At 63.2% G+C, this 22025-nt stretch carries 17 protein-coding genes and 2 pseudogenes; 5 read left to right on the top strand and 14 right to left on the bottom strand.

Translation table 11 applies throughout. From position 1 onward, the window contains the following. Positions 1-67: 67 nt before the first annotated feature. Positions 68-415, bottom strand: coding sequence for a RidA family protein (locus BME24068_RS12435; RefSeq protein ID WP_174926237.1), 348 nt, complete (start codon positions 413-415; stop codon positions 68-70). 251 nt (positions 416-666) lie between these two features. Between BME24068_RS12435 and BME24068_RS12430 the strand changes: the two genes are divergently transcribed. Then, positions 667-1908 carry a D-amino acid dehydrogenase gene (locus BME24068_RS12430; RefSeq protein WP_174926236.1) on the top strand — a complete coding sequence of 414 codons (1242 nt, stop codon included), beginning with the start codon at positions 667-669 and terminating at the stop codon, positions 1906-1908. 445 nt (positions 1909-2353) lie between these two features. Then, positions 2354-3076, top strand: a complete 723-nt coding sequence (locus tag BME24068_RS12425) for a GntR family transcriptional regulator (RefSeq protein ID WP_174926235.1) — start codon at positions 2354-2356, stop codon at positions 3074-3076. Between the two features lie 102 nt (positions 3077-3178). Here the strand turns inward: BME24068_RS12425 and BME24068_RS12420 are convergent, their stop codons facing one another. Further along, positions 3179-6703 (bottom strand): indolepyruvate ferredoxin oxidoreductase family protein, encoded by a 3525-nt coding sequence (locus tag BME24068_RS12420; protein WP_174926234.1) that lies wholly within the window; start codon positions 6701-6703, stop codon positions 3179-3181. A gap of 95 nt (positions 6704-6798) precedes the next feature. After that, positions 6799-7062 (bottom strand): annotated as a pseudogene (locus BME24068_RS12415) (MFS transporter); the annotation flags it as partial. Between the two features lie 220 nt (positions 7063-7282). Between BME24068_RS12415 and BME24068_RS12410 the strand changes: the two are divergent. Next, positions 7283-8227 carry a LysR family transcriptional regulator gene (locus tag BME24068_RS12410; protein WP_174926233.1) on the top strand — a complete coding sequence of 315 codons (945 nt, stop codon included), beginning with the start codon at positions 7283-7285 and terminating at the stop codon, positions 8225-8227. Positions 8228-8280: 53 nt separating this feature from the next. On the opposite strand, the gene BME24068_RS12405 is transcribed toward BME24068_RS12410, so the two are convergent. Genes BME24068_RS12405 through BME24068_RS12385 form a run of 5 tightly spaced genes read right to left on the bottom strand, consistent with a single transcriptional unit; the run spans position 8281 to position 12681 of the window. Then, positions 8281-9000, bottom strand: a complete 720-nt coding sequence (locus tag BME24068_RS12405) for an ABC transporter ATP-binding protein (protein WP_174926232.1) — start codon at positions 8998-9000, stop codon at positions 8281-8283. Further along, entirely contained in the window at positions 8997-9788 is a 792-nt protein-coding gene (locus tag BME24068_RS12400; protein WP_096499949.1) for an ABC transporter ATP-binding protein, read from the bottom strand. The genes BME24068_RS12405 and BME24068_RS12400 overlap by 4 nt, the downstream gene beginning before the upstream one ends. Beyond that, positions 9785-10672 (bottom strand): branched-chain amino acid ABC transporter permease, encoded by an 888-nt coding sequence (locus tag BME24068_RS12395; RefSeq protein WP_096499951.1) that lies wholly within the window; start codon positions 10670-10672, stop codon positions 9785-9787. The genes BME24068_RS12400 and BME24068_RS12395 overlap by 4 nt, the downstream gene beginning before the upstream one ends. Beyond that, on the bottom strand, positions 10665-11558 hold the full coding sequence (locus BME24068_RS12390) for a branched-chain amino acid ABC transporter permease (RefSeq protein WP_096499953.1): 894 nt from the start codon (positions 11556-11558) through the stop codon (positions 10665-10667). The genes BME24068_RS12395 and BME24068_RS12390 overlap by 8 nt, the downstream gene beginning before the upstream one ends. A 46-nt stretch (positions 11559-11604) precedes the next feature. Continuing rightward, positions 11605-12681 carry an ABC transporter substrate-binding protein gene (locus BME24068_RS12385; protein ID WP_096499955.1) on the bottom strand — a complete coding sequence of 359 codons (1077 nt, stop codon included), beginning with the start codon at positions 12679-12681 and terminating at the stop codon, positions 11605-11607. Positions 12682-13325: 644 nt separating this feature from the next. Here BME24068_RS12385 and BME24068_RS12380 point away from each other — a divergent pair. Both BME24068_RS12380 and BME24068_RS35375 read left to right on the top strand, forming a co-directional pair. Beyond that, positions 13326-14156, top strand: coding sequence for a MerR family transcriptional regulator (locus tag BME24068_RS12380; RefSeq protein ID WP_096499957.1), 831 nt, complete (start codon positions 13326-13328; stop codon positions 14154-14156). A 94-nt stretch (positions 14157-14250) separates the two neighbouring features. Then, a pseudogene (locus BME24068_RS35375) lies at positions 14251-14450 on the top strand (aliphatic sulfonate ABC transporter substrate-binding protein); the annotation flags it as partial. On the opposite strand, the gene BME24068_RS12375 reads toward BME24068_RS35375, so the two are convergent. The 6 genes from BME24068_RS12375 to BME24068_RS12350 form a co-directional block, all read right to left on the bottom strand. Next, positions 14442-15029 carry a recombinase family protein gene (locus BME24068_RS12375; protein ID WP_096499959.1) on the bottom strand — a complete coding sequence of 196 codons (588 nt, stop codon included), beginning with the start codon at positions 15027-15029 and terminating at the stop codon, positions 14442-14444. The pseudogene BME24068_RS35375 and the gene BME24068_RS12375 sit on opposite strands and share 9 nt — an antisense overlap. A gap of 271 nt (positions 15030-15300) precedes the next feature. Then, entirely contained in the window at positions 15301-15684 is a 384-nt protein-coding gene (locus BME24068_RS12370) for a hypothetical protein (RefSeq protein WP_096499961.1), read from the bottom strand. Between the two features lie 24 nt (positions 15685-15708). After that, positions 15709-16026, bottom strand: a complete 318-nt coding sequence (locus BME24068_RS12365; RefSeq protein ID WP_096499963.1) for an H-NS histone family protein — start codon at positions 16024-16026, stop codon at positions 15709-15711. Positions 16027-16106: 80 nt separating this feature from the next. Next, positions 16107-16733 (bottom strand): hypothetical protein, encoded by a 627-nt coding sequence (locus tag BME24068_RS12360; protein WP_096499965.1) that lies wholly within the window; start codon positions 16731-16733, stop codon positions 16107-16109. 203 nt (positions 16734-16936) lie between these two features. Next, a complete protein-coding gene (locus BME24068_RS12355) occupies positions 16937-17647 on the bottom strand; it encodes an OmpA family protein (RefSeq protein ID WP_338138614.1) in 711 nt (236 codons plus the stop codon). An 85-nt stretch (positions 17648-17732) separates the two neighbouring features. Beyond that, a partial coding sequence (locus tag BME24068_RS12350) for a YadA family autotransporter adhesin (RefSeq protein ID WP_425322063.1) occupies positions 17733-22025 on the bottom strand: 4293 nt, incomplete at its 5' end.

The following is a 22025-nucleotide window of genomic DNA, read 5'->3' as shown; positions in this document are numbered from 1 at the left end:
TCTTTGCCTCTTTATGTCGACGGCTGGTTGTGCTTGAAGGGTTCAGGCCGTTCCTTGAGTCCAGCAATCAGACCGCGGAGATGACGCCGATTTCAACCGTGTACTGAGGAAAAGCGAGCTTCGATTCGACACAGGCACGGGCCGGAGCGTCGCCCTCGGGAACCCAGGCATCCCACACTTCGTTCATCTCGTTGAATGTCGTGTAGTCGGCAAGCCAGATGTTTGCGGAGAGGATCTTCGTCTTGTCGGCCCCGACTTGCTCAAGCAACTTGTCGATCTTCGCGAGGATCTGCGTAGTCTGCCCCTTCACGTCCTGACTCGGATCGTCAGCGACCTGACCGGCCACAAAAACGAAGCCGTTGTACACGACCGCCATGCTCATCCGCTTGCCGCTCTCGTATCGCCTGATTTGCATAAATCCTCCTTCAGTTGGTGTCAAAGTGCGATTAGACTAGCGCATATCACACACAATTGTCGACACTTTTATCGACACATTCAAGGAAAGCCCCAACGGAAAAATTTCACCTCGCGCCACAGCTTTTTTTGCAATTAATATACAGTAGTGTCTACACTTATGCCGCGCGCAACCCTCGGGACGATAAGGTGGTCCCGTCAAAGGCGGTCGCCGCGGTATGAAGTCATTCCACGATTCACATTGAGGACGTCATGAAGGTCATTGTGCTCGGCGGCGGTGTGGTTGGCGTCACGACCGCCTATCAGCTTCAGAAAGATGGTCACGATGTCACGGTCGTTGACCGGCAACCCGTTGTTGCCGGGGAAACGAGTTGGGGAAACGCGGGCATGGTCGCCCCGGGGCACTCCTTCGTTTGGTCGTCGCCAAAGGCGCCGATGATTCTGGCGAAGTCGTTGTTACTGAAGGACCAGGCCCTTCGGTTCAAATTCTCGGCGGACCCCAGGCTTTATTCGTGGTCGTGGCTTTTTCTGATGGAATGCAGCGCGGAAAAGGCGCGCCGCAACACCCTGCTCAAGCATCGACTGGCGGCATATTCGCAATCCGTGTTACAGAGCGTCATCGCGACGGAGAACGTCTCCTACGACCGCAACGACCGCGGCATCGTCTACTTCCATCGCAGCCAGGAAGCATTGGACCGAGGTGTCGCCCAGATGAAACTTCTCGAGTCGGACGGCCAGGTCATCAAAGTGCTGAACCGGGAAGAGGTCGTGTCGCTCGACCCCTCGCTCCGCGCCGCCAAAGACGAGATTGCGGGTGCGATTTACTGTCCGACGGACGAAACGGGCGATCCGGCGAAGTTCACGCGCTCGCTTGCCGACATCATTGTCTCCCGCGGCGCGACCCTCCTGACTGGAACGAGCATTCGCGGCCTGGAGGTTGCCGGAGAGCAAATTGCCGGCGTCAGAACAGACAAGGGGGTGCTCAAAGGCGACGTATACGTGCTGGCCCTCGGTAGCTACAGCCCCATCCTGGGCCGGCAAGTTGGCGTCCACTTGCCGATCTATCCCGTGAAGGGCTATTCGTTGACGATCCCTATCGAGGAACATGCTCATGCGCCGAATGTCGCTGTCGTTGACGAACACAATCTGGTTGCCATATCGCGCTTCGGGGACAGGATTCGAGTAACGGCGACGGCAGAGTTTGCCGGGTACGATACGTCGCACAAGCCTTCGGACTTCGCATTCATGAAGCGGGTCACGCAAGAACTCTATCCGGACGGCGGCAACTACGACCGCGCGGAGATGTGGGCGGGGTTACGGCCCATGACGCCGAACAATCTGCCGTTCTTCGGACAGAAGAAATACGCGAACCTGTTCCTGAACACGGGCCACGGACATATCGGCTGGACCATGTCCCATGGGTCCGCGCGCATTACGGCTGACCTGATAGCACGGCGGACGCCGGAAATTCCCATGGACGGGCTGCTCGCCTAGCCGCTATGGCGTCGCAAAGAGTCCGGCCGCCGCCGGAAACAGCCCTGCCGTCGACGGGACATCGGCGTTCGGCAGTTCCACCGGTCACCGCGAGAAGTTCCAGCGAGAAGGCCCCAATCATCCGCGGTCGGCATCGAGGGCGGCGGATGTCATCAGGCATGATGCGAACACGGCTCGAACCTGGCCGCGAAACCGGTATCCGCAGGCCGTTTGATGGACGGAAGCGTATCCGGCGGCGCCCCGGGTGCCTGGTATAGAATACAGCATTGCCGACACTTTCCGGCTGCCATGGATACCCTTCAGAAGGGAGCGGCACGGGAAGCGCGCCCGACCGTCGAGGCGGCGCCCCTCGACGAAGCGACCCGTCCCGAACAGTCGCTGTCGAGAGCATGGCAGGTCTTCGGAATAACCCAAGGTGCCGCGTGCATCAGGAAGGAAACCCACAATGGCAGGCTACTCTTCCCTCATCAGGGATTCGAAACCGCGTGTCCGGGAAACCAACGCGCCAAAGCGGGCGGGACTTACCGTCAACGACTTGTACGAGCATCTCAAGGAGATGGCGGTTCTATACACCATTCGGCCGGGCGAGCGCGTAAACGAGCTGGAACTGTCGGAGAAATTTGACGTAAGCCGAACACCGCTTCGCGAAGCGCTGAATCGACTCGTCGCCGAAAACCTCCTGACGTTCGTCCCCAATCGGGGATTCTTCGTCCGGGAATTGAACCGCCAGGACATCTTCGACCTTTTCGAGCTTCGCCGGAGCATTGAAGCCTCTGCCGTGCAACTCGCCGTCGAACGCGCGGACCTCAAGGACGTGAAGGCACTGCGGAAGTTCTGGAAGGACACGATGAAGAACAAGACGCAGGCCCCCGCCGCTCAGCTGGTCTCGCGCGACGAAGAATTCCACGTCCGTCTGGTCGCCCTGTCGGGCAATAACGAGATGGTCCGTACCATGTATGGCATCAACGCGCGCATCCACTTCGTCCGCTGGATCGATCTTGAACAACGCGGACACGATGCCTTCGCCGAGCATCTCGAAATTCTTGACGCGATCGAGGCGCGTGATGCGAAGCGGTGCCGGGAACTGACCGAGACGCACATTACGTGGCGGATGGAAGAGATTGCCAAAGTGGTGGACGCCGGCGTCGTCAGGCTCTTCTCGCAATAACCCTGCCGGTTGCTCAAGAACGGGCACGCTTGCGCGTGCCCGTCCAGAGACGTCAGCCCCGCTCGAAATCCGAATCGCATCGCTGTTCCGCATCGCCGTGAATCAGGCAACCTGCTTCAGTTCGATGACGGACGGTTTCGACAACTGGGCAACGGCACTCGCCCATTCGGCGTCGATAGCCTTCAGGTTGCGCTCCTTGACGTGCCCGTAGCCACGAAGCTTCTCGACCATCGTCGCGGCCCGAAGCGCGAATCGATAGTTGCGTGAGCTGCCGTGACGAAGAATCTCGTCGACTGTTTGCTCGTAGCGCGCGATCAGCCCGCGCTCCATCTTGCGCTCCGCCGTGTAGCCGAAGGGGTCGAACGGCGTGCCGCGCAGGATCTTGAGCTTCGCGAGCAACCGGAATGCAGGCAGCATCCACGCGCCGTACTCCTTTTTGCGCGGCTCCCCCGTCACGTCATCCCGCCTGGCAAGCAGTGGCGGCGCCAGGTTGAACGCAATGCGAAAGTCGCCTTCGAACTGTTGCCTGAGGCTTTCAACGAACTCCGGCGACGCATGCAAACGCGCGACCTCGTATTCGTCCTTGTAGGCAAGGACCTTGAAGTAGCCATCGGCAACCGCGCGCGTGACGGACTCTTCATGCGGCATGACACCGCGTTCCCAGTCGCGAACACGGTTCACCAGCTTTCGGAAACGGTCGCCATATGCCGCGTTTTGGTAATCCGTCAGGAATCTCGCCTTGCGCTCGACAAGCTCGTCGAGCGACGTCGACAGGCGAAGCGACTCGCGAACCGGTTTGGCAGCCGCCCATGCCCGCTCCGCCGAACCGGGAGACAGCGCGGCACGCCGCCCCCAGAGGAACGCCGCCTTGTTCATCTTCACGCCTGCGCCGTTCAACTCGATGGCCGCATCGATCGCCTCCGAGCGAATAGGGATGAGGCCACGCTGATAGGCGTAACCCAGCATGAACATGTTTCCGGCAATCGTGTCGCCGAAAATGTTCATTGCGTATTTCGTCGCGTCCACGAATTCGACGCCGTCGCTGCCGACGGCTTGCGTCATTCCATCGCGCAACGCCGAGGCCGGAAACTTCAGGTCAGGATGACGCGTGAACTCGCCGGTCATGACTTCATGCGTGTTCACGAGCATGCGCGTCGAACCCTTGCGCGTTGTGGCCAGCGTCTTGCGGCTCGCCGCCACGACCATGTCGCAGCCGAGAACCGCATCGGCTCCGCCTGCTGCAATCCGGATGGCTTTGATATCCGCGGGACGCTTCCCGAATCGAAGATGCGACCACACCGAACCGCCCTTCTGGGCAAGACCTGCCATGTCCAGAATCCCGCAAGCCTTGCCCTCGAGGTGCGCGGCCATGCCCAGGATCGCGCCGATCGTCACGACGCCCGTGCCGCCCACGCCCGTCACGATGATGGAATACACGCCATTGTCGAGAGACGGAAGTCGCGGCTCGACGAGAGCCGGGAACAGGTCGACGTGCGGTTCGACGGCTCCGGTCTTGCGCAAGCTGCCCCCATGCACGGTGACGAAGCTCGGACAGAAGCCGTTGTTGCATGAGTAGTCCTTATTGCAGGCAGACTGGTCGATTTCGCGCTTGCGGCCGAATTCTGTCTCGAGCGGCAAGAGGGAAACGCAGTTGGACTTGATCCCGCAATCGCCGCAGCCCTCGCAGACGAGGTCATTGATGACAAGACGCTTGGGCGGGTCGGGGAACTGTTTCCGCTTGCGACGCCGGCGCTTCTCCGCGGCGCAGGTCTGGTCATAGACGAGCACCGTCACGCCCGGGATGTCCCGAAGTTCTTCCTGCACCTTCTGCAACTCGGCACGGTGATGAATCGTGACGCCCCTGGCCCAGCCGGCATCGGCCGGGTACTTGCCGGGGTCATCGGTCACGACGGCAATCCGATTCACGCCTTCAGCATGAACCTGGGTCGTGATGGTCATCGGATCGAGGGTACCGTCGTGGCGCTGACCGCCGGTCATTGCCACTGCATCGTTGTAGAGAATCTTGAACGTAATATTGGTTTTTGCCGCCACGGCGGCACGGACGGCCAGCAGCCCCGAGTGAAAATACGTCCCGTCGCCCATGTTCTGGAACATGTGCCGCCGCTTGGAGAACGGTGCCTCGCCGACCCATGCCATGCCCTCGGCGCCCATCTGGGTGTAACCCAGCGTGTTGCGATCCATCGTCTGCGCCATCCAGCTGCACCCGATACCGGCGTAAGCCTTGCTGCCTTCCGGGATGACGGTCGACGAATTGTGGGGACAACCGCTGCAGAAGTAGAAGCTGCGCAGCATGGCCTCGGGGGCGAATTCGACTTTGCTCAACGCCGTGAGAAAGGCAACGCGTTCCGCGATGCGCATGTTGCCCGTACGCTGCGCGAGCCGTTGCCCCAGCGCGATCGCAACCTGCAGGGAGTTCAGTGACATCTCGACGGGGAACAGCTTCTTGCCGTGCTCGTCCTGCTTGCCGATGACGACCGGAGCGTTGGGCTCCCGGTACAGGCAGTCCTTGATCTGAAATTCCAGCAGGCTCCGCTTTTCCTCGACGACCATGAGCAAGTCGAGGCCGGCGGCAAACTCGCGCAGCCCTTCGGGTTCGAGTGGCCACGTACAGGCGACCTTGTAAATGGCCACGCCCATCGACTCGAGTTCGGCCTCGGCAATCTCGAGGTCGTCGATCGCCTGCAAGAGATCCAGATAGCTTTTACCGTGGGTCACGATACCGATACGCGCCCCCGGCTTACCCAGGGTCACCCGGTCGAGACCGTTGGCGCGAACGAAAGCGCGAACCGCGTCGAGCTTGTAGTTGTACAGACGGAATTCCTGTTCTTGCGGCGTATCCGGCTGACGGACATTGAGCCCCTCCGCAGGCATCGGCACGCCCTCGGGAACCACCGGCGTCACGCGATCGAGATCGACGTCGATTACCGCCGACGCGTCTGCCGTGTCCTTGACGCATTTGAGCCCGACCCAGCACCCGGAATACCGGGACAACGCCCATCCATACAGGCCGTAGTCCAGGATTTCCTGTACGCCGCCAGGGCTCAGAACGGGAATGGACGCATCGACCAGCGCGAATTCGGACTGGTGGCAAGTGGTCGACGACTCGCAGGTGTGGTCGTCGCCCATCAGCAGCAGCACGCCGCCGTGCTTCGAGCTACCCGCCAGGTTGGCGTGGCGGAAGGCGTCACCGCTTCGGTCAACGCCCGGCCCTTTGCCGTACCAGATTCCGAAAACGCCATCGTATTTGCCTTCACCGGCCAGTTCGGCCTGCTGACTGCCCCAGACCGCCGAAGCCGCAAGATCCTCGTTTACACCGGGAACGAACACGACGTTGGCTTCGGCGAGAAACTTCTTCGCTTTGCCCAGTTCAGCGTCGTAGGTGCCGAGCGGCGAGCCGCGGTATCCCGAGATGTATCCGGCGGTGTTCAAGCCGTTAGCCTTGTCACGGCGGTGCTGCATCATGGGCAGCCTGACGAGTGCCTGAACGCCTGTCAGGAAAATACGCCCCTCGTCGAGCGTGAACTTGTCGTCGAGCGTTACTTTACGTAGTGTCACGATTGCTCCTTCCAGGCAAAACCTTCGCTCATTTGCGCTTTCCAGTTCCATTTGCCGTGTTCGTCGAACGGGAGTCCGACATATCCAGCTTCCAGGATGTGTTCCTCGGTGAAGAGCACGTGCCGCTCAGAAAGCGCTCCGGGTAGCCACGCGAACCTGCCCAGGCCCGGCATCACGCGTGCCCCAAAGCGGTCGGGCATCGTGCCGACGGGAAGCTGTGAAAACGCGTACGCAAGCGATGCGGAAAGAAGCAGCCCCATCCGGGTCGCGGAGAGATTCAGCTCGTGCGCGATGGACCGGTTCGCGATCGAAAGCGTACTTCGGTCGAGATCGTTCACGAGGCCTGCCATCACGAGGAAGGCGACGGCAAGTGTCTGAATTCGCTGCAAGCGGCGTGTTTTGGGGGGCATCAACTTGTCTCCGGTGCGGCTCCGACAGTCGTTGCTGACGGATACCAGGGCTATCTCCGCGGCTTGTCGCGCAGTGTCCCGGTGTGTCGATTCGGTTCGTCCGGCCTCAAAATATCGTCAGAGTGTGTACACTTATGAATGCACCCACTCAGTATAAGAAGACCGTTAGCCCCTGAATAATGAAACTTCGGGATAGCGGTATAGCTGCAAGGCAACCCAGATGATTCCCTCGCTCAATTCGATAGTCGGACGCCTGCATGCAAGGCAACTTCGATTGCTTGCAGCCCTGGGCGACCACGGCTCGCTGCTGAATGCGGCACGCGAGGTGTCCATGTCTCAGCCGGGTGCGAGCAAGGCGCTGCGCGAAATCGAATCCATCTTCGGCGTCGAGTTGTTCGTCCGCACCAATCGTGGCCTGGAACCCAATGCCGCCGGCCATTGTCTTGTTCGCTACGCGCGCCTGTTCCAGTCGGATATGGCGCATCTGCGCGACGAGCTTGTCGACGTTCTCCGCGGCTACGGCGGCCGCGTGTCGGCCGGAACCATCATGGGTGCGGTTCCATTTCTCACCGATGCCGTCAACTGCCTCCTCGCCGAGCAACCTCAGATGTCCATCGAGGTGCTCGAAGACACCAGCGCGACGCTGTTGGGTCTGCTGGACGAGGGCAGAATCGACCTGGCGCTTTGTCGAACGAGCGTCAGCCGCTCTCCGGAGCTGTACGCGACTACGGTGGTCCAAGAAGAAACGCTGGCCGTCATCGCGAGCGTGGCGCATCGCCTTGCGCGAGCGGAACAGTTGACGCTGGCCGACCTCGAAGGCGCTCACTGGATCGCCTACCGCGCCAACATGCCGATTCGCCGGCTGCTCGAGCGGGAGTTCCACGACGCGGGACTGCGGATGCCGGTCCATCTCGTCGAGACCACGTCTGCATTCACGACGATGTCGCTCCTGCAAACCAATCCGGCATGCGTCGCGATGCTGCCGGTCACCGTGGCGAACTTCTGTACTGGACAAGGATGGGCCTGCAAGCTCGCACTACCCGTGACATCCCGCAGCGAACCCTACGAGCTCGTGACACGACAGGGTGCGCCCCTTTCACCCGGCGCGCGATTGCTCATCAAGGCGCTAACGACAAAGTCGCCGGACATCGCGGCCCCCGAATGAAGACGGTGGCGCCGCATCGGATCCGAAGCGACACCACCGGATATACGGCAACGTCAATGCGAACGGCCGCCGAGGTAGAGCCGACGCATCTCGTCGCTCTCGAGCAGCGCCGACGCCTTGCCCTCGAGCGCGACCTGCCCCATGGAAAGCACATAGGTCCGGTCGGAGATGCGGAGCGCCTCCGTCGCGTTCTGCTCCACCATCAACACGCCGATGCGCTCGGCGTCCCGCAATTTGACGATGGCGTCGAAGACCTCGACGAGCATCTTCGGAGACAGGCCGGCCGACGGTTCGTCGAGGAGCAGAAAGCGCGGACGCGGCATGAGGGCACGGGCAAGCGAAAGGATTTGGCGCTCGCCGCCCGACAGGCTGGATGCGCGTGCGCGGAGCTTACGCCTGAGGACGGGATACGCGTCACATAACGCCTCGAGGCGCTGCTTCTTGTCATGATCGGGCATGAACTGACCGCCGAGCATCAAGTTCTCCCAGACCGAAAGCGCCCCGAAGACGTTATCGGTTTGAGGAACGAAGCCAATGTCGTGCTTTCTGACCTTCTTGAACACCGGAACCTGGCCGATGTTCCGCTCGTCCAGCGTGACAGTGCCCTCGCGCGGAAGCAGGAAGCCGGCAACGGTCTTGAGCAGCGTCGATTTTCCGCAGCCGTTCGGGCCGAGGATGGTGACAATTTCCAGTTCCTTCGCGGTGATTGAAATACCACGAAGAATGTCGACATCGCGCGTGTAGCCGGCGACCACGTTGTTGACGGCGATCATGCGGCCACCCCCGCAATCCGATACTGGCCGCTCGGCTTCTTGCCGAGATACGCCTCGACAACGCTCTCGTGACGCTCAAGCTCGGACGGCAGACAATCCGCCACCGTCTTGCCCTTGTCCAGCACGACGCAACGGCTGCACGTCTGCGCGATAAAGTGCATGTCATGCTCGATGACGACGAGCGTGATGCCTTGCCCGTTGATTCGCTTGAGCGTCGATACGAGCTCGGCACGCAAATTGGGATGAACGCCGGCCATTGGCTCGTCGAGCAAAAGCAGGGCTGGCTGCTCCATCATCGCGCAGGCGATGCCGAGCAACTTCTTCTGACCACCGGAGATAGACGCCGCCGGAAGATCCGCGACCTTCACGAGCAAGAGTTCTTCGAGAAGATGTCGTGCTCGCTCGCGGGTTTCGCGCTCGAGTCTGCGCGTCGCGCCCGACCGTAACAGCGTGCTGAGCAGTCCGTGCTTCTGAATCGACGCAGCCATCACGACTTCTTCGACCGTCATGCGGGTGGGCATCGACGGCAACTGGAACGTTCGGCGCACGCCCTTGGCGGCAATGCGATGCGAAGACATGCCGTTGACGGGTTCCCCCCGGACTTCGACGATGCCCTTATCGACAGGACAGTACCCGGTGATGATGTTGAGCACCGTGCTCTTGCCGCACCCGTTCGGACCGAGCAGCCCTACGATTTCCCCCGCTTGAACATTGAAATTGAGTCCTGTCAGCACGGTGTTGCCGCCAAAGGACTTGTGAACGTCGTGCAGACGAAGCATCGTGTTCATGTAGCGCTCCGGATTCTTTCGGGAAGCAGGCCGCCTGGCCGAACCAGGAGACAGGCAAGCAGGATGAAGCCAATCGTTCCGAGCCGTACGGCGCCGGCAATGTCGCTGCCGATGTCGAGGTAGTCTTTTGCGAACGGAACAGCGCTATAGATGACTTCGACAAGGAACGCCCCGAGGATCACGCCAAGGTTGTTGCCGAGGCCGCCAATCATGACCATCGTCCAGATGACGAACGTCTCTGAAGCGAGCATGTAGTCCGGCCCGACGAAGCTCATGTAATGCGCCAGTAATGAGCCGCCTACCGACGCTATCACCGCGCTTGTCATTGTCGCCTTGACCTTGAGCGGTACAAGTTGATAACCGAGACTGGTCGCGAGCGCGGGTTCTTCCCGCATCAGCCTGATGGCCCGACCGAAGCGGCCGCGCGTGAGTCGAACACAGGCAAGAAGCGCGACTGCGACCGTTGCAAGCGCAAACAGGAGGAACCCGACGTCGCTCTGGACGCCGGACGCACTTTTGAAGAGCGCCGGTACGCCGCTGATACCTTGGGCGCCGCCTGTCAGCCAGTTCTCGTTGAGCGCGACTGTACGAATCAGCTCCGCAACGGCAAGCGTGGCGATGGCCCAGTAGTCCGACGCGAGATTTCGCCCCAGCCGCGCCATCGCGAACCCGACGACCATCGCAACGGCCGCGCCGACGAGCATGCCTGCCGGCACGGGATAACCGAACGACGACACGATGGCCGACGCATAGGCGCCCACGCCTGCGAAGGCCACGAAGCCGAAGTTCAGGAGTCCGGCGAATCCGGCCTGGAGATTGAGCGCCAACGCGAGCAACCCGTAGATGCAGCCAAGCGTTGCGACGTGAAGAATGAAACTAGACACGGCGCACCTCCCTGTCGAAGATTCCGTACGGCTTGAACATCAGCGCCACGAGCAAAATCAGGAATGAAGCCGCGCTAATGTATGTCACGGGCACGTATACGTCCGACGTTCCGAACATCCAGCCGAAGTCGAGGTTGGTGACGAGCGTCTCGGCGACGGAAATCAGCAGCGCACCGGCTGCCGCTCCGAGCGGATTACCCAGGCCGCCGAGGATGGCTGCGGCGAACACCGGGAGCAGCAGGTTCGTCCCCAGTCCGACGTGCACTGTCTCCGTCAGCCCCAACATCGTTCCCCCCAAGGCCGCCAAAGCACCGCTCAGGAAAGTGATGCCATTGACAACCCGCGCGCCGTCAACGCCGGTGGCTGCCGCAAGTGCCGGATTCGACGACATGGCACGCATGGAGCGCCCGACACCGGTTTTGAAAAGCAGCATGGCGAGCAACGCGACGCAGCCGAAGCCGCACGCAATCGACGTTATCTGGTCGACCGAGACGACCGTCGAGCCGAGCGTGACGGGACTCGACAGTCCCATGGAGTACCGGAAAGGACGCGAGCCGGCGACACCCAGGACGACTGCGATGCCGATCATTGAAATGGCGAGCGAGCCAATCATGGCGATGGAGCTGCCGGAGCGTAGAAGGCGCCGAAACACGAGAACGTTCAGCAAAACCGCGACAACACCGGTTGCGATACACGCGCCGACGAGTGCAATCGGGAACGGCAGCCCGGTGCGCGTGAGACCTAGCGTGGCGAACGCTCCCACCATTGCATATTGAACGTGCGCGACGTTCGGAAACTTGACCAGCGAGTACACGACACTAAGGCCCACCGCGACCAGCATGATGTCCGACGTTCGTATGAGGACGTCGACGATGAATTGAAGCATGGCGAATCTCCTGAGACGGCCGCGCTGCCGGACAGCGCGGCGGAGCTTAGCGGGAAACGACCTTGGTATCGAATTTCACCTTGTCGTACGGTTGCTCTTTTCTTTGCCCCGCATCGTCGAATGCAATCGTGCCGGTCACGCCGCTGTACGGCACAACAGCTTTCATGGACGCTCTAATCCTGGCCGGTTCAGCCGAACCCGCCTTGTTGATTGCCGCCGCGGCAAGCATCACACCGTCGTAGGCATAGCTGCCGAACGATGACTTGGGCGCTTCCTTGTACTTCTCGCGATAAGCCTGCTCATAGGCCTTTCCGCCTTCGCCGATCGAGGCGACTTCGAGCCCTTCTTGCCCTTGCGCAGCTTGCGATACGGTGTCGCTCGTACACATCGTGAGGTAGATGCCGTACCACGTCTTCTTGCCGAGCCCGAGCTCGTAGGCTTCGCGATTGATGGTCGCGGCTTCTTGTCCGTAGGCGCTGTAAACGTAAGCCTGCGGCGACGAACGCGACATCTGCTGCAGTTCGCGCCGATAGGTGGATTGCCCTTCGCTGTAGAGCACGACCGACGACACCTTGCCGCCGAGCGACTCGAAGCGCTTCTTGAACTCCGAGGCCACACCCTGCCCATATGAATTGTTCGGCGCAATGAATGCGACGTTCTTGAGGTTCTGCGCGAATACGTCACCGGCCGCGAACTTTGCGGAAAGATCGTCGAGTCCGATGACGCTGAATGAGCCCTCGCCGATTTTCCGGATGCCCGGGCTCGATGAGCCGATATTGATATGCACGTCACCTTGCTGGACCACGTATTCCCCCACCGGAATCGTGATACCCGACGAGAACTCGCCCAGCACGACCGGGACTTTGTTCACCGAGACCAGCTTGCGCGCCGAACTCAGCGCCGTTGCGGCGGTACCGCCCGAGTCTTCGACAATGACCTGAAGCTTTTTGCCCAGTACGCCTTTCCTCGCGTTGATCTGCTCGACGGCCAACTCGATTCCCCGTCGCTGGTCGTCGCCCACGGACGCGCTCGCCCCCGTGAGCGGCAGCACCGCGCCCAGCGAGACCGTTTGCGCGACTGACGCAGTCGCAATAGAAAGCAACGCGCTCGCAGCAGCGCTCATGCACAACTCCTTTGCAAACTTCATGGTGACGCCCCTTTTAACGGTGGAATTCAAACTACACAAGTGTCGACAATTTAGACCAAAAAAATTCGTGTCAATAAAAACGTCGATATGCCGGATTGCAGCCGGAGCCGGAACGGGCGCCGAAATCCCGGCGTGGCGGGCTCCCCGATGCTTACAACGACTCCGGGCACGCGCCCGTCGCTGCACACGTCCCCTCGCCACCCCGGAGCGGCGTCGGCAAGCGTCTTCAGGCTACTATAGTGTCGACACTTTTGTATTCTGATTTTCCCCGATTTGGCATTGCCGGCCGCACGACGCGAAGCGGTCGACACGGATGCTCGTTCGAGCAATTCGGCGATGAAGTGCGTTGATGCGCAACGCCCGAGCGGGGCGACGACATCAGCCGGCAACTCCGCGAAAAGCGTTGGCAAATTACGCGGGCGATAGGCCGATGCCTGTCGCCGCATCGCATTGCAGCATGCGGTCACAGACAATGAATGGCTTCGCCGCACATGCAGCCTCGAGTCAAACTGGGCCGGCCTCGCGGCATGTATCGCCACCTGGATGTCCGAATGCGGCGGCCGCATGGCCGGCTACGCGCAGCCTCGCGCGAGCCTGTCGCGTCGCGCTAGAATGGCCGCATGTCCAAACAGACTCCAACCCCTACCGACGAGGCCGCTGCGGATGCCCGCAACGAGTACACGGTCGACGAGCTCGCGCGCGTGTCCGACACGACCGTACGCAACGTCCGTGCCTACCAGGATCGCGGGCTGCTCGCGCCGCCCGAAAAGCGCGGGCGCGTCGGCATCTACGACGACACGCACGTCGCGCGGCTGAAGCTGATCAACCATCTGCTCGCGCGCGGCTACACGCTGTCGAACATCCAGGATCTGATCATGGCGATCGACGAAGGTCACGACCTGCGCTCGATCCTCGGCCTGGAAAACGCGATCGGCGGCCGCTGGTCGCACGAGCGGCCGAAAACCTATTCGCTCGCCGCGCTCGCGCAGATGTTCGGCCCGCAGACGGCGTCGCAACTGTCGCGCGTGACCGAGCTCGGGCTGCTCGAACGCCGCGGCCTGTCGTTCGTCGCGAAGAGCCCCGCGCTGCTCGAAGCGGCGGCCGCGATGACGAAGGAAGGCATCCCGCCGCGCGAACTGCTCGACGTGATCAGCCTCGCGCGGCCGCATTTCGACGCGATCGCGCGGCTGCTCGTCGATCTGGTCGTGAAGCGGCTCGACCGTTACGACGAAGGCACGCTGCCGCCGGTCAACGACGTGCCCGCGCTCGTCGATGCGATCTGGCGGCTGCGCCCGCTCGCGGCCGTGTTCGTCGAAGGCGAGACGAACCGCGCGCTCGAGACCGCGGCCAGCGCCTATCTCGGCGGCCGCGTCGCGACGATTCTCGACAAGAAGCTGAGCGACGAGGCCGCGCGGCAGTCGGGCACGCAAGACGACGGCGACAAAGCATAGGCCCGCGGCGATCACCCATGCGACGACTCCGCCAGCCGAGCAGCGCGACAATCCCGGCCGTTCCCCGGAAAGCGTTTCGCATGCGGTGCGTTCGATGATTCGTTTCACCCGCCGGATTCCCTGCGCCGCCGCGGCCTCGTCGGCTTTCGCGCAGGGGGCGCCGACCAGATCGTGCGCATCGGCTGCCAAAAGGCCCGCCTGCCATCGATCCTCAAGCGCAACGCGCGCACACGCGTCAAGCCGCTTGGCTACGACGTCCAGTGGTTCGGATTCCCGGCCGGCGCATCAGCCCTGACACCTTGCCGACGGCGCGCATCCCGCTAGACGATCCTTGTTCAGATGACGCCGCAATGTCCTCACATGAACGCGCAGAAGATCGGCCACTTCCGCCTCCGAATGCGTGGCGAGCAGCGAACGCGCCCGTTCGCGTTCGGCCGACGACAACGCGTACGGACGGCCGGGTTTGCTGCCGCGCTGTCGAGCGCTCGCGAGACCGGCCCGGGTTCGCTCGCTGATCAGCGAGCGTTCGAATTCCGCCAGCGCGGCAATCATGTGAAAGGTGAAACGGCCAACCGGCGAATGCGTATCGATGCTTTCCGTGAGCGAAACGAACTCGACGCCCGTTTCGCCCAATTGACCGACCACGGCCAGGAGATGGCTCAGCGACCGCCCCAGCCGATCCAGCCGCCAGACGACCAGCGTATTGCCGGTCGTCGCGACATCCAGCGCCTCGCGCAGGCCCGGCCGGTCGAAACTGGCGCCCGAGATGCCCTGATCGGAAAAAATTTCGACGCAACCGTAATTCCTCAATGCCGACAACTGCAAATCCAGGTGCTGCTCATCCGTTGATACGCGTGCATAACCGATCTTCATGGCCTCTCCGGTCGAATGACATCACTGTCTCTCAGGCTCTTGTACGACGGTGCATGGCAACGGCATGCGGGACACATGGCGGACGCGGCCGACGCCCGACGCGATCGAATATTCCAGGTCCGCAATGATCCACACGATCAGCATATGGGGTGCTAAAAATACCAATAATCACCAACCCGAATTAAATAAGTGCTTTTTATAAAAAAATCTTAAAGTTTTTCAACCTTTCCTCACAATCTGGAGAATGCCTTTCAGCGCAGCATGCCGGAACTCACCGTTTCAATCCCATTGCGGCCGACATCGCCCTGCCGACGTTGAGCGACACCCATTTTCCGAGCAGCGACTGATCGACGCTCAGGAACAACGGTCGCTCGACCCACCGGATTACCCGGCTGCTTCGTCGAGACATTTCGAAGATGCGCAGGTCGGGATCCTCGCTCACGCCAGCGGCCACCAATTCCTCGTAGGAATAAACCGAAGCGATATCGAGACTTTCGGTCGAATGATTCAGAATGCAGTCGGAAAGAATCGCCAGTTTCCGGCACGCAGAACCTCTGTTTTCCGCATGCAGATAAACACCGATATAATCCTCTGGAAACAACCAGATAGTGCGATAGATTGTTTTTCTACAGTACTGGCTCAATTTTATTGTCATTTTTATTTCGTATTTTCAGTGAATTCACGACTTCGACTCGATGCGTTCGTCGAGCGGGTGGATCAGGTAGCGCTCGAGGTTGTCTCCGACCAGCCACAGCGGTCTGCGGCCGCGCCCCGCCCAGGTCGCACCGGTTTCCGGATTCCAGTATTTCGGTTCTGGCCTCGCCACCCGCCGCCCGCTACGCAACGGCGGCGAAGCCAGTTCCCGGACATTCACGCCGTTTTCCGCGAGCACTTCGAGCACCCTTTGCGCAATGCGCCGAGCCTCGTATTCGCGCGCGATATCGATCTCCCTCCTCAACAGGTCCAATTGCTCCAGCAATTCGCTATAGGACTTCATGGCACGTTCCTCGATACGATTCTTTTCCGTCGGATACCGCGCTCGCGCAGCGAAGGCGCACGCATGCACCGCTCCCGCGATCACTGGCCGGCGCCCCACCGGAACCGCACCTGACGCCGGATGATCAGGCACGCTGGCGGCGCATCCACCAGTGTCACCGTTTCCCGCGGCCGGCCGGGATTGACGTAGACGGTGACGGCCCTCACCAGCGGCGTCCCCTTGTAGTCGCGCAATTCCGCCGCAGCCACCGCCTTGCATGGCAACGACGCGCTCGACACGCGTTCGACGAGAATCGTGCAGCCACCCGCGGGCGCCGGCACCGTCGTCAACGACAGCACGGCGGATGTGTCCGCATAGCCGAGGCCCGCGAGCGCGAAGAAAGCTTCGCCGTCCGGGTCCTGCCGGTCCCAGTCCAGCGCGACATCGGCGTGCTGCGTGCCCGCGAGCATCCGGGCCGATACCTGGTCCACCGCCGGATAGCAGCGGCGGATGCCCACCGCCTGCGCCGCGCGGGCCAGCACGGTGGCACCCGTCGCGGGCACCGGGGCGCCTGGAACCACCGCCGCCGACCCGCGCGGCGGCAGCGATTCAAGCCCCTGGGCCCGCGCCAGCAGCGCCGTCGCGCATCCGGCCAGCACCGCCGCCAGCAGCGCTGCCCGCAGCGGTGCCCGATACGCGGCCCGCGCGGCCGTCCCGTTGATCGTCATGTTCCTTTCCGTTCTGCCCGCAGTTCCCGACGCCTGACTCGGCACATGCGGGCCGCATTGCGCCGCTCCGGTGCCGGCCGGGATACCTCGCATGAAAAAGAGCCGCCACGCTCACGTGGCGGCCTGCCACGGCCGCCCGTCCCGCGCGATGCGCAACGGGGGAAAGCGCACCGGCGCGATAGCCGACGAGCGGCCTGGAAACACTAGGGCCGGTCGGCGTCCAGCCGCACCTCGACGCGCCGGTTGCGCGCGCGACCGGCCGCCGTCTCGTTCGAATCGACCGGATCGGCCTTGCCGTAACCACGGCTGACGAACCGCCCCGCATTCAGCCCGTGCGCCTGCAGATACGCGCCGACCGCGCGGGCGCGCCGCTCGGAAAGACCGACGTTGTAGTCGTCCGATCCGACCGAATCCGTATAGCCGCCGACCGTCACGGTGCGGATCGTCGCGCCGCGAGACGCCTCGATCAATCGATCGAGGCGCGCCCGCGCCGCAGGCTTCAGGTCCGCGCGACCGGTATCGAAGTTCGCATCGGCGTCGAGCACTGTCACGGCCGGCGGCTCGGGAAGCGGCGCCGGCTCGGCCGGTGCGACCGGTGCCGCCGCGACCGCCGGCGCGCCGCAGCGGAACAGCACGGAACGGTCGTCGGGATTGCCGCCGGATGTCGCCCCGAGCCCCGACTGCGTTTCGAGCATCGTGACGGGTTGATCCTTGCAGATCGACGCCGCCTCCTTTCGGCAGGCGCCCGGCCCTTCCAGCAGGCCGTGGCAAGTCACGCGATAGGCCTGCGCTCCGCCGGGCAGCGCCACCGAGTACGCGTTGTACGTCGGTCCCGACGCGGCCGTGCATCCCGCCAGCAGCATGGCGGCGAACAGCAATCCAGTTCTTCCTGTAGTCATGATCGAACCTTTCAAACTTAATGCCCTTTCGGAGAGGCGATACGCGCCTCGATCGGCAGCGCGCCCGGACCGCTCGAGCCCGGACGCGCCGCATCGCGCGTTACCACTGATAGCCGATCCCGGCTCCGTACGTGTACCCCGCGCTGCCGCCGCTCACCCCGCCCTTCAGCTTGAGGTTCTCCGACAGCCGTGCCGTGAAGCCGAACGCGACCGCGCTATAGCCCTGGTAGCTCGCCCCGCCGATCCCGACCGCCAGCGTCTTGCCGGCATCGACTTCCGGAATCATCGTCAACGCCGTGGCCGCCGCGACACCCGCGTAGGCCTTGCGCGCCACGTTATTGACGTCCTGCTGCACCGCGCCCAGTTGCGACACGTTCACCGCATCGGTCGGATTGACGCCCGCCGCGACGTTGGTGATGCGCCGCTCGCTACCCGGCGCACCGACCGACACCGTGTTCGCCTCGCTCGCCACCGAGTTCGCCCCCAGCGCGACCGAACCGGCCGCCGCCGCCGTGGCGCCCGTGCCGAGCGCCGTTCCGTTGCTGCCCGACACCAGTGCGTTCGCGCCGATCACCGTGCCGCCGTCCGCGCCGGCGTTCGCCCCGTTACCGAGCGCCAGCCCGTTCGCGCCGGACGCCGTCGCGTTCGGGCCGAGCGCCATCGCGTTCGAACCGGTCGCGCCGCTGTTGTCGTAGTTGCCTTGCTGCGCGCTGCCGTCGTTCACGCTGTAGTAGTGCGAGCCGTTCGCGATAGCCGTGGTCGACAGCCGGCTGATGGTCGTCGACAGCGACGTGATCAGCGAGCTATTCCCGCCCTCGCTGGTCGACAGCGACGCGATGTTCGACAGCGTCGACGTCGACAGGCTGTTGATCGCCTGGAACGCCGTGTTCAGTTGCGAACCGTTCACCGCGTCGGTGCTCGTCGACGACACCTGACCCGCTGCCACGTTGGTGATCTGCCGCTCTGCGCCCGGCGCACCGATGCTCACCACGCTCGTCGGATTCGCGCCGGCGTAGCTGTACGTCACGCCGCCGATCGTGCCCGACGCGGTCGGATTCGCCGCCGCCGTCACCGAGCCCGCGCCGAGCGCCACGTCGCCCGCGTTGGCGGCGATCGCGTTCGGCCCGATCGCCACGCTGTCCGCGCCGAGCGCCTGGCTGTCCGGCAACGTCGAGTTCGCGTGGAAGTACTTGATCCCGCCGCCGTTCTCGATGTTGTCGACCGTATTGCCCAGGTTGTCGACCGCCTGATTGGTCGCATACAACTGTGACCCGTTCACCGCGTCGGTGCTCGTCGCCGACACGCGGCCCGCAGCGACGTTGGTGATCTGGCGCTCCGCGCCCGGCGCACCCACGCTCACCACGCTTGTCGGCGTCACGCCGGCGTAGGCGTAGCTCGCGCCGTTGACCGTGCCCGATGCGGTCGGATTCGCCGCCGCCGTTACCGAGTTCGCGCCCAGCGCGACGTCGCCGGCGTTGCTCGCCACCGCGTTCTGACCCACGGCCACCGCACCGGCCGCACTGGCGTTCGCGCCGTCGCCGACCGCCACCGCGCTCGCACCCGCCGCCGTTGCGTTGGTGCCGGCCGCCAGCGCATTGATGCCGGTCGCGCCGTCGTTGTTGTAGTTGCCTTGCTGCGTGCCGTTGTCATTCACGCTGTAGTAGTGCGTCTTCGCTCCGTTGATCGCGGTCGAGGTCGACGTCGACAGCGAACTGATGCTCGACGAAGTCGACGTGGACAACGACGTGATCGTGCTCGTCGCGCTTGACAGGCCCGTCGACGTCGAGGTCGACAGCGAGGCCACGTTGCTGTTCGTCGTCGACAGGCCGGTCGACAGCGAGCCGATGCCAGTCGACGTCGACGTGGACAGCGACGCGATCGAGCTGGTGGCACTCGACAGGCCCGTCGACATCGAGGTCGACAGCGAACCGATGCCGGTCGAGGTCGACGTGGACAGCGACGCGATCGAACTCGTCGCGCTCGACAGGCCGGTCGACGAGGAGGTCGACAGGCTGTCGATCGCCGTGTTCGTCGCGAACAGTTGCGAGCCGTTGATCGCGTCCGTGCTCGTCGCCGTCACCTGACCCGCCGCCACGTTCGTGACCTGGCGTTCCGCGCCCGGCGCGCCCACGCTCACCACGCTCGTCGGCGTGCCGCCGGCAAACGTGTAGGTCGTGCCACCGATCGTGCTCGACGATGTCGGGTTCGGCGCCGCCGTCATCGAATTCGAACCCAGTGCCACGTCGTTCGCGTTGTTCGCCACCGCGTTCGAACCAAGCGCGATCGAACCCGCTGCGTTCGCCGACGACGTGTTGCCCAACGCGACAGAACCCTGGCCCGTCGCGACGTTCGCGTTGCCCAGCGACACCGCGCCTTGACCGTTCGCCGTGTTGTTCGCGCCCATCGCCACCGCACCCGTGCCCGTCGCGACGTTCGGATCGCCGATCGCCACCGCGCCGTCACCGCTCGCCGTGTTGCCCACGCCGATCGATACGGCCTGACCGCCCGTGGCCATCGCGTTCTGGCCGATTGCCACCGCGCCGTCAGAGTTCGCGTTCGCGCCGTCGCCCACCGCCACCGCACTCGCACCTGCCGCCGTGGCGTTGGTCCCGGCCGCCAGAGCGTTGATGCCGGTCGCGCCGTCGTTATCGTAGTTGCCCTGCTGCGTGCCGTTGTCGTTCACGCTGTAATAGTGCGTCTTCGCCGCGTTGACCGCAGTCGACGTGGAAGTCGACAGCGATGCAACGCTACTGTCGGTCGTCGACAACCCGGTCGACAACGAACCGATGCCGGTCGACGTCGACGTGGACAGCGATGCAACGTTGCTGTCCGTCGTCGACAGACCCGTCGACAGCGAGCCGATACCCGTCGAGGTCGAGGTCGACAGCGACGCTATCGAACTCGTTGTACTCGACAGACCCGTGGACGTCGACGTCGACAGACTGTCGATCGCCGTGTTCGTCGCGAACAGCTGCGAACCGTTGATTGCATCCGTGCTGGTTGCCGTCACCTGACCCGCTGCCACGTTCGTGATCTGGCGTTCCGCGCCCGGTGCGCCCACGCTCACCACGCTCGTCGGCGTCGCACCCGCGTAGTTGTAGGTCGTGCCGCCCACCGTGCCCGAGGCCGTCGGATTCGCCGCCGCCGTCACCGAGTTCGAACCCAACGCCACGTCACCGGCGTTGTTCGCTACTGCGTTCTGACCCGCTGCTACCGTACCGGCCGCGCTGCCGGTCGCGCCGTCACCGATCGCGACTGCGCTGGCGCCCGCCGCCGTGGCGTTCGTGCCGGCTGCCAGTGCGTTGATGCCGGTCGCGCCGTCGTTGTTGTAGTTGCCTTGCTGCGTGCCGTTGTCGTTCACGCTGTAATAGTGCGTCTTCGCCGCGCTGATCGCGGTCGACGTGGAAGTCGACAACGACGCGACGCTGCTGTTCGTCGTCGACAATCCGGTCGACGTCGAAGTCGACAGGGACGAGACGGTGCTGTCCGTTGACGACAGACCCGTCGACAGCGACGCGATGCCCGTCGAGGTCGAGGTGGACAAGGAGGTAATCGAACTCGCCGCGCTCGACAAGCCCGTGGATGTCGAGGTCGACAACGACGCCACGTTGCTGTCCGTCGACGACAGACCCGTCGACAGCGACGTAATGCCGGTCGAAGTCGAGGTGGACAAGGACGTGATCGAACTCGTCGCGCTCGACAGACCCGTGGACGTGGACGTCGACAGGCTGTCGATCGCCGTGTTCGTCGCGAACAGTTGCGAACCGTTGATCGCATCCGTGCTCGTCGCCGTCACCTGACCGGCTGCGACGTTCGTGATCTGACGTTCAGCGCCTGGTGCACCCACGCTCACCACGCTCGTCGGCGTCGCACCCGCGTAGTTGTAGGTCGTGCCGCCCACCGTGCCCGAGGCCGTTGGATTCGCCGCCGCCGTCACCGAGTTCGCGCCCAGCGCCACATCACCGGCGTTGTTCGCCACTGCGTTCTGACCCACTGCTACCGTACCGGCCGCGCTGCCAGTCGCACCGTCGCCGACCGCCACCGCGCTCGCACCTGCCGCCGTGGCATTCGTACCCGCCGCCAGCGCATTGATGCCGGTCGCGCCGTCGTTGTTGTAGTTGCCCTGCTGCGTGCCGTTGTCGTTCACGCTGAAGTAATGAGTCTTCGCCGCATTGATCGCCGTCGAAGTCGAGGTCGACAGTGACGTGATCGAACTTGTCGCGCTCGACAAGCCTGTGGACGTCGAGGTCGACAGCGATGTCACGTTGCTGTCCGTCGACGACAGACCCGTCGACAGCGACGTAATGCCCGTCGAAGTCGAGGTGGACAAGGACGTAATCGAACTCGTCGCGCTCGACAGACCCGTGGACGTCGACGTCGACAGCGATGTCAC

Source organism: Burkholderia anthina, assembly GCF_902498995.1.
Classification (GTDB): Bacteria; Pseudomonadota; Gammaproteobacteria; order Burkholderiales; family Burkholderiaceae; genus Burkholderia; species Burkholderia anthina.
The sequence above is the reverse complement of the archived record's forward strand: the minus strand, read 5'-3'. Positions and strand labels throughout refer to the sequence as shown.

What these genes read in the sequence shown, in the direction of transcription:
- BME24068_RS12435 (WP_174926237.1), bottom strand. Translation starts at nt 415, where the DNA reads ATGCAAATCAGGCGATACGAGAGCGGCAAGCGGATGAGCATGGCGGTC.
- BME24068_RS12430 (WP_174926236.1), top strand. Translation starts at nt 667, where the DNA reads ATGAAGGTCATTGTGCTCGGCGGCGGTGTGGTTGGCGTCACGACCGCC.
- BME24068_RS12425 (WP_174926235.1), top strand. Translation starts at nt 2,354, where the DNA reads ATGGCAGGCTACTCTTCCCTCATCAGGGATTCGAAACCGCGTGTCCGG.
- BME24068_RS12420 (WP_174926234.1), bottom strand. Translation starts at nt 6,703, where the DNA reads ATGGAACTGGAAAGCGCAAATGAGCGAAGGTTTTGCCTGGAAGGAGCA.
- BME24068_RS12410 (WP_174926233.1), top strand. Translation starts at nt 7,283, where the DNA reads ATGATTCCCTCGCTCAATTCGATAGTCGGACGCCTGCATGCAAGGCAA.
- BME24068_RS12405 (WP_174926232.1), bottom strand. Translation starts at nt 9,000, where the DNA reads ATGATCGCCGTCAACAACGTGGTCGCCGGCTACACGCGCGATGTCGAC.
- BME24068_RS12400 (WP_096499949.1), bottom strand. Translation starts at nt 9,788, where the DNA reads ATGAACACGATGCTTCGTCTGCACGACGTTCACAAGTCCTTTGGCGGC.
- BME24068_RS12390 (WP_096499953.1), bottom strand. Translation starts at nt 11,558, where the DNA reads ATGCTTCAATTCATCGTCGACGTCCTCATACGAACGTCGGACATCATG.
- BME24068_RS12385 (WP_096499955.1), bottom strand. Translation starts at nt 12,681, where the DNA reads ATGAGCGCTGCTGCGAGCGCGTTGCTTTCTATTGCGACTGCGTCAGTC.
- BME24068_RS12380 (WP_096499957.1), top strand. Translation starts at nt 13,326, where the DNA reads ATGTCCAAACAGACTCCAACCCCTACCGACGAGGCCGCTGCGGATGCC.
- BME24068_RS12375 (WP_096499959.1), bottom strand. Translation starts at nt 15,029, where the DNA reads ATGAAGATCGGTTATGCACGCGTATCAACGGATGAGCAGCACCTGGAT.
- BME24068_RS12370 (WP_096499961.1), bottom strand. Translation starts at nt 15,684, where the DNA reads ATGACAATAAAATTGAGCCAGTACTGTAGAAAAACAATCTATCGCACT.
- BME24068_RS12365 (WP_096499963.1), bottom strand. Translation starts at nt 16,026, where the DNA reads ATGAAGTCCTATAGCGAATTGCTGGAGCAATTGGACCTGTTGAGGAGG.
- BME24068_RS12360 (WP_096499965.1), bottom strand. Translation starts at nt 16,733, where the DNA reads ATGACGATCAACGGGACGGCCGCGCGGGCCGCGTATCGGGCACCGCTG.